Source organism: Streptomyces lavendulae subsp. lavendulae (genome assembly GCF_002803845.1).
In the GTDB taxonomy this organism is placed as follows: Bacteria; Actinomycetota; Actinomycetes; order Streptomycetales; family Streptomycetaceae; genus Streptomyces; species Streptomyces lavendulae.
This window is the reverse complement of the sequence record NZ_CP024985.1, coordinates 7770034-7782562: the sequence shown is the minus strand read 5'-3', so window position 1 is coordinate 7782562 and position 12529 is coordinate 7770034. Positions and strand designations below refer to the sequence as shown.

Here is a 12529-nt window from a genome sequence, read left to right as displayed (position 1 = left end):
AGTACGCGTGTTCTCCGCCACGAGCCGCTACCAGAACGTCCCGACCGCCTCGCTCACCCTCCCGGACGGCCGGACCGTCACCTACGTCCGGCGCCGTTTCCCCCCGGACCCGGACACCCTGACCACCGTGGGGACGCACGTCGTCGTGGCGGGCGAGCGGCTGGACCTCGTCGCCGCCCGGGAGCTCGGCGACCCGGAGCAGGGGTGGCGGATCGCCGACGCGCACCGGGTGCTGGACCCCGAGTCGCTGACGCGGGTCCCGGGGCGGCGGCTGCGGATCACCCTGCCCGCCGGGATGCCGCAGGGCGCGGGCGTGCTCGACGCGGGCGGGGGCCTCGGTGGCTAGCGGCCTGCGGCTGATGCTCCTGATGGGGCCGGTGCTCGCCGTGCCGGTGCCCGCCCCGCTGGCCGACGCCCTGCAGTCGGTCCGGGTCACCACCGCCTCCGGGCAGGCGAGCGGTTTCCAGCTGGCCTTCGCCGTGAGCGCGCGTTCCGTCATCCAGCGGGCGCTGCTGCCCGCGGGCTTCTTCGACCCCGGCGTGCGGGTGGTCCTGGTCTGCGTCGTCGCCGGCACCCCGACCGTCCTCGCCGACGGGATCGTCACCCAGCAGGAACTGTCGCCGAGCGCCGAACCGGGCGCCTCGGTGCTGACCGTCACCGGCGAGGACCTGACGGTCCTGATGGACGTCCGGCACGAGCGGGCGTGCTTCCCCGGGCTGCCGCACCAGGCCCGGGTCGCGGCGATCTGCGCCAAGTACGCCGTCTACGGGATCGCCCCGGTGGCGGTCCCGCCCGTGCTCACCGACGTGCCGAACCCGCTGGTGCACGTCCCGGTCCAGGCGTCCACCGACCTGGAGTACCTGAAGGCGATGGCCTCCGAGGTCGGGTACGTCTTCTTCCTGGAGCCCGGTCCGCTCCCGGGGGCCAGCGTGGCCTACTGGGGTCCCGAGGTCCGTACCGGGCCGGTCCAGCCGGCCCTCACCCTCGGGGCGGGGGCCGCGGCCACCGCCGAGTCGCTGTCCTTCACGTACGACGGGCTCTCGCGCACCCAGTACACGGTGTCCGTGACGGAGCCGGTCACCAAGGTGGGCATCGGCCTGCCGGTTCCCGATGTCAGCCTGCTGCACCCGCCGCTCGCGGCGCGGCCCGCGGTGACGCTCAAACAGGAGCCGCTGCCCGACGTCGGCGACCGGTCGCCGGCCGAGGCGCTGCTGCTGGGGCTGAGCCGCACGTCGACGGCGGCCGACGCGGTCCGCGGGACCGGCAAGCTCGACGTGCTGCGCTACGGGCACGTGCTGCGCGCCCGCCGGCTGGTGGGCGTGCGCGGCGCCGGACCCGCCTACGACGGGCTGTACTACGTCTCCAGCGTGACCCACGACATCCGGCGGGGCGAGTACAAGCAGGGCTTCACCCTCACCCGCGACGGACTCGGCTCCCTGACCCCGGTGGTGATCCCGTGACGAAGGACGCGAAGAAGTACCACGGCCTCTACCAGGGGGTGGTGGCCTCCAACCTCGACCAGTTGCGCTCCGGGCGGCTCCTGGTGCGGGTCCCCGACGTGCTCGGCGACGACCCCTGCATCTGGGCGGACCCGGCGACCCCGCTGGCCGGACCCGCGAGCGGGATGTACGTCGTCCCGCTCGTCGGATCGGGCGTCTGGGTCCAGTTCGTGGACGGCGACCCCGACCGGGCCGTGTGGACGGGATTCTGGCGCGGCGGTACCCAGGAGCTGCCGCCCGCCGCGCAGGCGGCCCCCGACGGGGTGCCGCAGGTGGTCATCGGGACGCCCGCCCAGAGCTGCCTGCTGATCTCCGACCTGGCGGGACCCACGGGCGGCATCCTGCTCCAGCTCAAGGGCCCGGCGGGACCGTACATCCGGCTCTACGAGGGCGGGATCGAGATCGGTGCCTCGGCCGCCGGACCGACGATCAAGGTGACGCAGGCCGGGATCGACCTCGGCAACGGCGCGCTCACCGTGCTGCCGGGGTGAGCGCGGTGCCCTCGACCGTGGTGACGACCGCGACGGCGGTCACCTGTGGGCACCTCGCCCCCGTACGGAACACCCCCGCGCAGACCCGGGTGCTGGCCGGCGGCGCGCCGCTGGCCACCGCCGCCGACCAGCTGGTGGTCACCGGCTGCCCCGGGGTGTCCGGTTCACCGCCCTGTACGACGGTCCGCTGGACGGGGCTGGCCTCCCGGCTGCTCGCCGGTGGTGTGCCCGTCCTCGTCCAGGCCGTCCCGCCGGCCGGTCCGGTGCCCGGCTCGGGCGTGTGCGCCGGACCGCCCCCGACGACCCCGCTGGTCGTCGCCGGCCAGCTCCGCGTGACGGCGGGGTGAGCGCCGTGGACGTCGACTTCCCGTTCGGGACCGCCGCCACCGGCCGCACCCGGCTCACCGCTGCCGAGGACCACGTGCGCGACATGATCGAGCAGGTGCTCTTCACCCGCCCCGGGGAGCGGGTGGTCCGGCCCGATTTCGGCTGCGGCCTGCTCGACCTGGTCTTCGAGCCGAACGGCCCCGACCTCGCGGCGGCCCTCCAGGTGACCGTGCAGACCGCCCTGCACCGCTGGCTCGGGGACGTCATCGCCGTCCGGTCCCTCTCGGTGACGGCCGACGAGGCGGCCTTGCGGATCGAGATCGGCTACGAGCTCCTGGCGACCGGCGCCGTCCGGACCGAGGCCTTCGACAGCGGGGTGATCAGGTGAGCGGGGAACACGTCCTCGGGGTCCGGGAGCGTGACGCGCGGGCCGCCGGTCTGGCCGGGATCGAGTCCGTGACGGTGGACGAGTCCCGTACGCGGCTCGCCGTGGCCTTCTTCGGTCCGGTGCCCGGGGAGCTGGGGCCGGCCAACTTCCGCGTCGAGGGCGGGGGCGCCGCCCGGGACCTGCGGGTGGTGTCGGTCGAGGGGTACCCCGGTCGCGGCGAGGACGCGGAGGGGGAGCCGCCCGGCCGGGTGCTGTTGCGGGTGGACCGGCCGGGCGACGTCTCCACGTACCGCCTGCGCGTGGTGCGGACCGACGCAGCCGGGCGGCCGGGCACGGAACCGCCGGAGGGGTTCGACCCGTTCTTCGCGTCCGCCGGGTTCACCTTCGGGCAGGACTGTCCGGCGACGGTGGACTGCCGGCCCGCTCCGTGTCCGCCCGGGACGTTCCCGGAGCCGGTCATCGACTACCTCGCCAAGGACTACGCGGGGTTGCGCCGGCTGCTGCTGGAGCGGCTCGCCCTGACGCTGCCCGGATGGGGCGAGCGGCACGCCGCCGACATGACCGTCGCCCTCGTCGAGCTCCTCGCGTACGCGGGGGACCAGCTGAGCTACGAGCAGGACGCGGTCGCCGCGGAGGCCTACCTGGACACCGCACGGCTGCGCACCTCGGTCCGCCGTCACGTGCGGCTCGTCGACTACCCGATGCACGACGGCTGCGCCGCGCGGGCGTTCGTCTGCCTGTCCTCGGACGCGCGGGCCACCCTGCCGGCCGGGACCTTCCGGTTCCGGGCCGGCGGCCAGGTCTTCGAGCCCGTGCGCGCGCAGCCGGTCACCGTCCGGCCGGAGCACGGCCGGATCGGCCTGTGGAGCTGGGGGGAGCACGAGTACTCCCTGCCGGCCGGCGCGACCTCGGCCGCGCTGCGGGACGGCGAGGGCGAACACCGGCTGTCGCTGCGGGCGGGGGACGTGGTGGTCTTCGAGGAGGTCCTCGGTGCGGCGACGGGACTGCCCGCCGACGCCGACCGCGGGCACCGGCAGGCGGTGCGGCTCGTCGCGGTGCGGCGCCGGGTCGACCGGCTCTACGGGCAGCGCCTGCTGGAGGTCGAGTGGGACGCGCAGGACGCCCTGGCCTTCCCGCTGCGGGTGCGCGCAGTCGGCGGGCCGCGGTGCGTCCCGCTGGACGTGGCCGTGGCCCGGGGCAACACCGTGCTCGTCGAACACGGGGCGAGCCGCGCCTGGTGCGGCGCCGGGCCGGAGCGGGTCACCCGGCCGGCCCGGCCCCCGGAGGCCGAAGGCTGTCCGTGCCCGCCGGAGTACGGGTGCGCCGATGCCGACGGCCCGGCGGCGCTGCCCGCCTACCCGCCGACGGCCGACCGGTTCGAGCCCCGCGTACCGGGCGACGGGGCCTCGGCCCCGGTCACCTGGAGCGTGCCGTTCCCGTCGCCCGCGGACGTCGCGCGGGCCCAGGCCCGGCGGCTGGACGGGATCCCCGGCCGGGCCCGGGAGCGGCTGCTGGAGCTGCTGCGCTCCGCGGAGGGCGGACACCGGCCCGACGGGGCGGACCTCGCCTGGCTGACGACCGTGTTCGGCGCCGCCGCCCTGCGCCGGCTGCCCCTGGCCACGGACCCGGTGGCGGCGCTGCGCACCCTGGTGGCCCGCTTCGACGAGCTGCTGGGGCGCAAGCTGGCCCGGCTGCGCGAACTCGCCCGCCGGGCGCGGGCCGGGTACGTGCTGCGGGCCGCCGACGAGGGCTGGGAGACCGGACAGGGCTGGGGCGCGGCCGAGGGCGGGGCGCTCGACCCGGAGCTGCCCGTCTTCCACGGGCCGGCCGCGCGGGCGCTGGCCCCCGATCCGCGGGCGGCGCTGCCCGTGGTGGAGGTCCGCGCCGACGGAGGCGAAGACTCCGCGGGACCGCCGTGGCTGCCCCGGCGCGACCTGCTCGACTGCGGGCCCGCCGACCGGTGCTTCGTCGGCGAGCTCGACGACGACGGCCTGCTCGGGCTGCGGTTCGGCGACGGCCGCCACGGTGCGGCCCCCGCCCCGGGTTCCGTGGTCGAGTTGCGCTACCGGCTCGGCAACGGGACGGCCGGCAACGTCGGGGCGGAGGCCATCGACACCGTCGAGCTGTGCGGGGTCACGGGGGTGACGGTCCGGGTGCGCAACCCGCTGCCCGCCACGGGCGGCACCGACCCCGAACCGCTCGCCGAGGTACGCCGCCGGGCCCCCGGCGAGGCGGTGCGCCGGCTCCTGCGGGCCGTCACCGAGGCCGACTACGCGGCCCTGGCGGCCGAGGTGCCCGGTGTGCAGGGGGCCGGTGCCCGGCTGCGCTGGACCGGCTCCTGGTACGAGGCCTGCGTGGCGGTGGACGCGCTGGGGACGGACCGCGCCCCCGATGCGCTGCTCGACGGGGTGCGGGAGCGGCTGCACCGGGTGCGCCGGATCGGGCACGAGGTCCGGGTGGGCCCGGCCCGGCAGGTGCCGCTGCGGCTGGCGCTGTGCGTGCTGGCCGAGCCGTCGGCGGTGGCGGGGCACGTGCGGGAGGCCGTGGCCCGGGTGCTGGGCCGCGGCCGCACGGCCGACGGCGCGCCCGCCTTCTTCCACCCCGACGCGCTCACGTTCGGAACTCCCGTGCGGGTGAGCCGGATCGTCGCGGCGGTGGCGGCCGTGCCCGGCGTCCTGTCGGTCTCGGTCACCGCGCTGGAGCGGCTCTTCGAACCCTCGCCGGACGCGCTGCGCGAGGGTGTCCTGCGGCTGGGACCGGACGAGATCGCGCGGCTCGACGGCGATCCGGCCCGGCCCGGGAACGGCGTACTGGAACTGCGGATCGGGGGCGGTCGATGAGCGGGCACGACGGGTGCGGGTGCGGAGGGAGCGGGGGCGGCGCAGGAGGGAGCGGGGGCTGCTGCCGCGGGGGTCCGCCGACGCCGGCGTCCACGTACAACCCGCCGGGGCGGTCCTCGATCGACTACCGCGTCGGCACGCACGGGCGGTTCATGGCGGCGATGCTCGAACGCCTCGCGGCACGCCCGGAGCTCGGCCGGCTGACGGCCCGCACCACCGACGATCCGGCGATCGCCCTGCTCGACTGCTGGGCCGTCGTCGCCGACGTCCTGACCTTCTACGGGGAGCGCCACGCGCAGGAGGGCTACCTGGCCACGGCCGTCGAGGCCGAGTCCCTGGTCCGGCTCGGGCGGCTGGTCGGCCACCGGCCGCGGCCCGCCCTCGGCGCCGGCGGCTACCTCGCCTACACACTCGATCCCGGCGCGCGGACCGTCGTACCGGCCGGCTCGCAGGCCAAGAGCGTGCCCGCGCAAGGGGGGTCGCCGCAGACCTTCGAGACCTCCGAGGACCTCACGGCCGACGCCGCCTGGAACACGCTCCCGGTGCGGATGACGGCCCCGCCCCGGCTCCGGGCCGGCACGGCGGCCCGGCTGGAGCGGCTCGCCTTCACCGGGTCCGCGCTGGGACTGCGGCCCGGTGACCGGCTGCTGCTGCTGTTCGGCACGGCCCACGAGCCGGTCGTACGGGTGGTGGCGGGCGCGACCGCCGACTACCCGGCCGCGCTCACCGCCGTCGACCTCGTCCCGGACTCCCCCGCCGACCCGGCGGAGACGGCCCGGGAGGCACTGCTGGCCGCCGCCCTCAGTGGCCCGCGGGTGCCGGCGGCTACGGTGCTGCGGGCCTTGCTCGCGGCCGCGCTGGAGCGGCTGGCCCCGGACGGGGGCGCCGCGAGCCACGCGTACGGGAGGGTGGCGGACGCCGCCCGGCTGCTCGCCGAGGGCGTGGCCTTCACGACGGCCCGGGGGAACGCGGCGTTGACCGGGTGGCTGGCCGGGGAAGTCGCCGACGCGGTACGGGCGCTGCGCGCCGCGCTGTCCGCCGTGGCAGCCGAACAGCGGCGCAGCCTGCCGGAGACCGAATACCTGAGGGCGCTCGCGCACGCACTGGCCTGCCCCTGCACGGAAGGCGAGAACGAGGACGCGGACGGGTCCGGGTATGGGTACGAGGACGGCTGCGGTTCCCCGGACTGCGACCGGGCGACGGCGCTCGTCGCCACCGCCGCGGTGCTCCCGGCCCTGCGCCGCACCCCGCCCCGGCCCCCGGCGGCGGGCCGCGACCTGGTGCCCGACCCGTGCGAGGCGTGGGACCCGCGCTCCGACGCGGTACCCGGGCTGCTCGCGGCGGCCGATCCCCGGCTGGCCGGCGCGGTCCACCGGGCCTGGGCCACGCAGCGGATCGCCCCGCCCCGGGAGAACTCCGGCGTCCAGGTGCTGCGCGTCAAGGCCCGGCCGGTGGATCCGGCCCTGGACCCGCAGGGCGCGCAGCCGCCCGCCGGGACCGAGTACCTCTACCTGGAGGGCCACTTCGACACCGTGCTGCCGGGCTCCCGGGTGCTCGCCGAGCAGGCCCGTCCGACGCCCGGGAGCCGCCTGGTCGGGGTCCTGGACGTCACCCAGCTGCGGCTGCCCTTCCCCTCCCCGGCGGGTGCGCCACCGGTCTTCGTGCCCGTCACCCGGCTCACCGTGGACGGGCCGTGGCACGCGGCGCCGGAAGGTGACGCCGGCGTTCCGTACGGGGACATCACCGTCTGGGCGGCGGGCGAGGACCTCGCCCTGGCCGACGACCCGGTCACCGAGGACGTCGCGGGTGCCCGGATCGAGCTCGCGGGGGTCTGCCCCGGACTGCTGCCCGGCCGCCGGCTGGTCGTCTCCGGCGAGCGGACCGACGTCCCGGGGACCACGGGCGTCCGGGGCAGCGAGCCGGTCATGCTGGCCTCCGTCCGCCAGAACGTCGACGCCGACGCGGGCGGGGACACCGTGCACACCGAGCTCCTCCTCGCGGCGCCCCTCACCTACACCTACCGCCGGGACACCGTGACGGTGCACGGCAACGTCGTGCCCGCCACGCAGGGCGAGACCCGCTCCGAGGTCCTCGGCAGCGGGGACGCCTCCCGGGGCGGGCAGTCGTTCGCGCTGCGCGGGGTGACGTCCTCCGCGCCGCTGACCTACCTGCCCGCCGCCACGCCCGACGGCGCCGAACCCGCCCTGACGGTACGGGTGGACGGGGTCCGCCGCCCCCGGACCGAGGACCTCTCCCTCCTCGGGCCGGCGGACCCGGCGTACGCGCTCGACCGGGACCCGGGCGCCGGGACGGCGACGGTGGCGTTCGGCGACGGCGTCCACGGCGCCCGGCTCCACAGCGGGGTGGAGAACGTCACCGCCGTCTACCGGGTCGGCGCGGGCCCGGACGGCAACCTTCCGCCCGGCCTGATCAGCCAGGCCGTGAGCCGTCCGCTCGGGGTGGGCTCCGTGACCAATCCGCTCGCCTCCACGGGCGGCGCGGCCGCCGACGGGCCGCGCGACCTGCGCGCCGTGATCCCGCTGCGCACCCGGGCCCTGGACCGGCTGCTGTCGGTACGGGACTACGGCGACTTCGCGCGGGCCCGCGCCGGGATCGGCCGGGCGGCGGCCGCCCGGCTGTTCGACGGCCGGCGCGAGATCGTCCACGTCACGGTCGCCGCCGCGGGCGACGTGCCCGTCACCGCCTCGGACCCGCTGACGGCCGGGCTGGAGGCCGCGCTCGCCGACTTCGGGGACCCGCACGTGCCGGTGCGGGTCGACGTCCGGGAGCTGGTGCTGCTGGTCCTGTCGGCGGGGGTGAAGGTGCTGCCTGACCACTCCTTCGAGACCGTCGAACCGGCGGTGCGGGCCGCCGTGCTCGGCGTGCTCGGCTTCGCCGCGCGCGACCTGGCCGAGCCGGCCCGGCTCAGCCGCGTCCTGGCCGCCGCGCAGGCCGTCCCGGGGGTCGACCACCTGGACGTCGACGTATTCGCCGGGATCGGCGCGGCGACCGATCCCCTGGCGCTCGTCGACCTCGTCTCCGGTCTGCGGGGCGCGGCGGCGACGGTGGAGGCGCTGCCGGCGCGGGCCGACCCCCGGGTGCACGTGGTCGGCGACGACCCGACCGGGGCCGCGGACACGCTGACGTCGATCGCCGTGCGCCACGGCCTGCGGGTCGAGGAGCTCGTGGCCCTCAACCCGGGCCTGCGTTCCCCGGCGCTGGAGCCCGGGCGGCGCCTGGTCGTCTCCGTGTCCGTGCGCCCGGCGCAGCTGGCCGTGATGACCCCCGACCTGCCCCAGACCCTGATCCTGCGGAGGCTGCCGTGACGACCGGTGCGGAACGGACCCTGTACGAGCTGCTGCCCGCCCTCTACCGGCGCCGGGACGCCGAGGAGGGGATGCCGTTGCGGGCCCTGCTGGAGGTGCTGGAGGAACAGCGCGTCCTCGTACGGGAGTCGGTGCGGCAGCAGTACGCCGACTGGTTCGTGGAGACCTGCCAGGACTGGGTGCTGCCCTACATCGGGGCGCTGGTCGGCCACGAGGCGCTGCCGGGGTACGAAGCGGCGCTCGCCCGCGGGGACGCGGCGGCCCGGCGGCTGGCGGCCGCGGTGGCGCCGCGCCGCGACATCGCCCGCACCCTGGCGAACCGGCGGCGCAAGGGCACCCTCGCCGTACTGGAGGACCTGGCGCGCGACGTGGCCGACTGGCCGGCCCGGGCGGTGGAGTTCCGTACGCTGCTCGCCTTCGACCAGCCCGTGCGCCGGTACCCGGCCGATGGGCGGGACATCGGGGAGCGGCTGCGCTCCGGACGGCTGGCGGACCTGCGGTGCGGCGGTGAACTGGACCTGGTGGACGGACCCTTCGACCGGCTCGCGCACACGGCGGACGTCCGCCGGACCGACTCCGCGCACGGGCCGGGGCACGAGGGCGTCGCGGGCGTCGGGCTGTTCGTGTGGCGCCTGGGCGCCCATTCCCTGACCCGCGCGCCGGCGTACTGCGTCGACCGCGACCGCGGCCACTTCACCTTCAGCGTCCTCGGCAACGACACCCCGCTGGTGACGCTTCCCGTGACCGAGCCGGCGCCGACGCACGTGGCGGACGAGACGAACGTCCCCGCCTTCATCCGGCGGCGGGCGTTCGAGGAGCGCACGGCCCACTACTACGGGCCGGGCAAGAGCCTGTGCGTGTGGAACGAGGACGGCACGCCGGTGCCGCTGTCTGCAATCGTCGCGGCGGACCTGTCGCACTGGGAGCACCCGCACGGGGGCGGGGCGCCGCGCCGGGGGGAGGTCGCCGTCGACCCGGTGCTGGGGCGGATCGCCTTCGCGCCGCGCTCGGCGCCCGAGACGGGGCTGCGGGTGAGCTACCACCACGCCTTCTCGGCGCCGATGGGCGGCGGGGAGTACCCGGTGCCCGTGGCGCCGTCCGGGCCGGGGGCGGCCCGCTACCGGGTCGGGCCCGGTGAGGAGTTCGAGCGGCCCGCGCAGGCCGTCGCCCGGTGGTACGAGGACAAGCGGGCCGACCCGGCGCGCCGGGAGGCGGTGATCGAGCTCGTCGGGTCGGTGGCCTTCCGGCAGCGGACCGAGGTCCGGCTGGACCGGGGCGACCGGCTCACCGTGCGGGCGGCGCCCGGCAGCCGGCCGGTCCTGCGGCTGCTGGACTGGCACGCCGACCGCCCGGACGCGCTGCGGTTCACCGGGACGGGCCGGGGGGAGGGGCCGCTGCCCTCGCTGCGGCTGGCCGGGCTGCTGGTGGCCGGCCGGGGCGTCCGCGTCCAGGGGCCCGTGGGCCGGGTGGAGATCAGCCACTGCACGCTCGTGCCGGGCTGGTCGCTCGACCGGGGCTGCCACTGCGAACACCCCGGTGAGCCCAGCCTGGAGCTCGTGCGCACCCCGGCGTGCGTGGAGGTCCGCGACAGCATCACGGGGACCGTCCTGGTCGAGGCGGACCGGGAGTTCGCCGCGCCGAACCGGATCTTCTTCGCCGACTCCGTCCTCGACGCCACCTCGACGGCGCTGCCCGCCTTCGGCGGAGCGGACGGCGGGTGCGCGTACGCCGAACTGTCGGCGCGGGCGACCACCGTCATCGGGACGGTGCGCACCCACGCGGTCGGGGTCGTGGAGGACTCCCTGCTCGTCGGCGCGGCGCACGTCGCGGTCCGCGACCGGGGCTGCGTCCGGTTCAGCTACCTGGCGCCGGGCTCGCGCACCCCCGCGCCCTTCCACTGCGAGCCGGCCGCCTCCGGGGACCCGGCCCGCGTCGTCCCCCGGTTCACGAGCACGGCCTACGGGACGCCCGGCTACGCACAGCTCTCCGCGGCCTGCCCGCCCGAGATCCGCCGCGGCGCCGAGGACGGCTCCGAACCCGGCGCGTTCCACGGCCTGTTCCAGCCCCAGCGCGAGGACGGGCTGCGCAGGCGGCTGGCGGAGTACACGCCGGCCGGCACGTCGTGCGGCGTCCTGCTCGTCACCTGAGTTCCGTCCCCGAGGAGGCACATCTTGTCCGTCGACATCTCGCGCGTCTCGTTCGACCCGTCGAAGCACTACTCGCGGATCGTCCACCAGCAGGGCCGGGTCACCCTGGACGCCGACGCGAACGAGCAGACCGCCGTGCTGCTGCACTACCTGCGCACCGTCGTCGCCGACGTGCTCGGGCCGGCGGCCGTGCCCCGGGGAGCCCCCGGGTTCTCGGTGGCCCGGATCCCGCAGGACCCGGACCGCGACCTCGCGCTCGGCGCCGGGCGCCTGTACGTGGACGGCCTGCTCGTGGAGAACGACGCCCCGACCACGTACCTGACCCAGCCCGACGGCCACGTCGACCCGGAGACGGCCCCCGTCCCGGCGGGCCCGGCGCTGGCCTACCTCCGGGCCTGGGAACGGGAGGTGACCGTGATCCAGGACCCGGCGATCCGCGAGATCGCGCTCGGCGGCACCGGCCCGGACACCGCGGCGCGGGCGAAGGTCGTCTGGCAGGTGGTGCTGCACGGCTTCGGGGAGGAGGAGCCTGATCCGGGCGCCGCGGAGGCGTCCGCCTGGTTCCGGTCCTGGCTGGACGGGCTGTACCGGCCGGCGGGGCGGCTGGCGGCGCGGGCCCGGTACGAGCCGACGGCGCCGTCCGACCCGTGCGCGGTCGCGCCCGGGGCCCGGTTCCGGGGGCCGGAGAACCAGCTGTACCGGGTGCAGGTCCACACCTCGGGGGCGGGCCTGCTCCCCGGCGCGGACCCTGCGCGGCCGGTGGTGCGGGCCCGGCGGGGGCGGGGGGCGGGCCGTGCCGCGAAGCCGGTGGCCACGTTCGTCTGGTCGCGGGAGAACGCCTCGGTGGCCCTGCCGGTGGCCTCGGTGGCGGGGCCGGTGGTGACGGTGGAGGGCTGGGGGCGCGACCACCGGCTGGGGCTGGACGTCGGCGACCTGGTCGAGCTCGTCGACGACGCCGCGGCGGTGCACGCCGCGGACGAGGCACCGGCCGTCCCGCCGCAGCGCGTCCACCGGATCGTCGCGCTCGACGTACCCGGCCGTACCCTCACCCTCGACGCCGACCCCAACGCGGGCCCGCCCGGGGGGCAGTCCCCGCTGCAGGTCGGCGGGGACCCGGAACTGCACCCGTACCTGCGGCGCTGGGACCACCGGCCGCCGCGGGGCGAGGACGCCCTGCCCGTGGTCCTGGACACGTGGATCCCCCTGGAGGACGGCGTGGAGGTCCGCTTCGAGGCCCCCCGGCGGCCGACGGGGACGGGCCGGGACGCGGAGCGGGGCCCGGACGGGGAGCGGACTGCGGGTCGTTTCCGGCGGGGCGACCACTGGCTGGTTCCGGCCCGCACGATCCCCGGTGACGTCCTGTGGCCGCAGGCCGAGGACGGCCCGGCGGCGGTCGGGCCGCACGGGGTGGTCTACCGGTACGCCCCGCTGGCGTACCTGCCCGCCGGGGAGGGCGACCCCGTGCCCCTGGTGCCCGCGTTCTCCCCGCTGTTCCCTCCGGCGGGGTGAGC

Annotated in this window: 9 protein-coding genes; all 9 read left to right on the top strand. The window is 77.2% G+C overall.

The window, feature by feature from the left end; genetic code table 11:
- Nucleotides 1-7 precede the first annotated feature (7 nt).
- Nucleotides 8-346 carry a hypothetical protein gene (locus SLAV_RS34825; protein ID WP_030230024.1) on the top strand — a complete coding sequence of 113 codons (339 nt, stop codon included), beginning with the start codon at nucleotides 8-10 and terminating at the stop codon, nucleotides 344-346.
- The gene (locus tag SLAV_RS34820) at nucleotides 339-1460 is read left to right on the top strand and encodes a hypothetical protein (protein ID WP_234333605.1); all 1122 of its coding nucleotides are present in this window, start codon (nucleotides 339-341) and stop codon (nucleotides 1458-1460) included. Before SLAV_RS34825 ends, SLAV_RS34820 begins: the two co-directional genes overlap by 8 nt.
- A complete protein-coding gene (locus SLAV_RS34815; protein WP_030230022.1) occupies nucleotides 1457-1990 on the top strand; it encodes a phage baseplate assembly protein V in 534 nt (177 codons plus the stop codon). Before SLAV_RS34820 ends, SLAV_RS34815 begins: the two co-directional genes overlap by 4 nt.
- Before the next feature lie 5 nt (nucleotides 1991-1995).
- Nucleotides 1996-2337 (top strand): hypothetical protein, encoded by a 342-nt coding sequence (locus SLAV_RS34810; RefSeq protein ID WP_051840939.1) that lies wholly within the window; start codon nucleotides 1996-1998, stop codon nucleotides 2335-2337.
- A gap of 5 nt (nucleotides 2338-2342) precedes the next feature.
- Nucleotides 2343-2705, top strand: a complete 363-nt coding sequence (locus tag SLAV_RS34805) for a GPW/gp25 family protein (protein ID WP_030230021.1) — start codon at nucleotides 2343-2345, stop codon at nucleotides 2703-2705.
- Nucleotides 2702-5545 carry a putative baseplate assembly protein gene (locus SLAV_RS34800; protein ID WP_030230020.1) on the top strand — a complete coding sequence of 948 codons (2844 nt, stop codon included), beginning with the start codon at nucleotides 2702-2704 and terminating at the stop codon, nucleotides 5543-5545. The genes SLAV_RS34805 and SLAV_RS34800 overlap by 4 nt, the downstream gene beginning before the upstream one ends.
- Before the next feature lie 152 nt (nucleotides 5546-5697).
- Nucleotides 5698-8871: a putative baseplate assembly protein gene (locus SLAV_RS34795; protein WP_051840937.1), complete on the top strand. Its 3174-nt coding sequence runs from the start codon at nucleotides 5698-5700 to the stop codon at nucleotides 8869-8871.
- Complete coding sequence (locus SLAV_RS34790; RefSeq protein ID WP_030230018.1) at nucleotides 8868-11018, top strand: hypothetical protein; 2151 nt, start codon at nucleotides 8868-8870, stop codon at nucleotides 11016-11018. The genes SLAV_RS34795 and SLAV_RS34790 overlap by 4 nt, the downstream gene beginning before the upstream one ends.
- Nucleotides 11019-11042: 24 nt before the next feature.
- Nucleotides 11043-12527, top strand: a complete 1485-nt coding sequence (locus SLAV_RS34785; RefSeq protein ID WP_030230017.1) for a DUF6519 domain-containing protein — start codon at nucleotides 11043-11045, stop codon at nucleotides 12525-12527.
- Nucleotides 12528-12529: the final 2 nt, after the last annotated feature.

Excerpts from the sequence above, each read along its gene's own strand:
- SLAV_RS34795 (WP_051840937.1), top strand. The coding sequence starts at position 5,698 with ATGGCGGCGATGCTCGAACGCCTCGCGGCACGCCCGGAGCTCGGCCGG.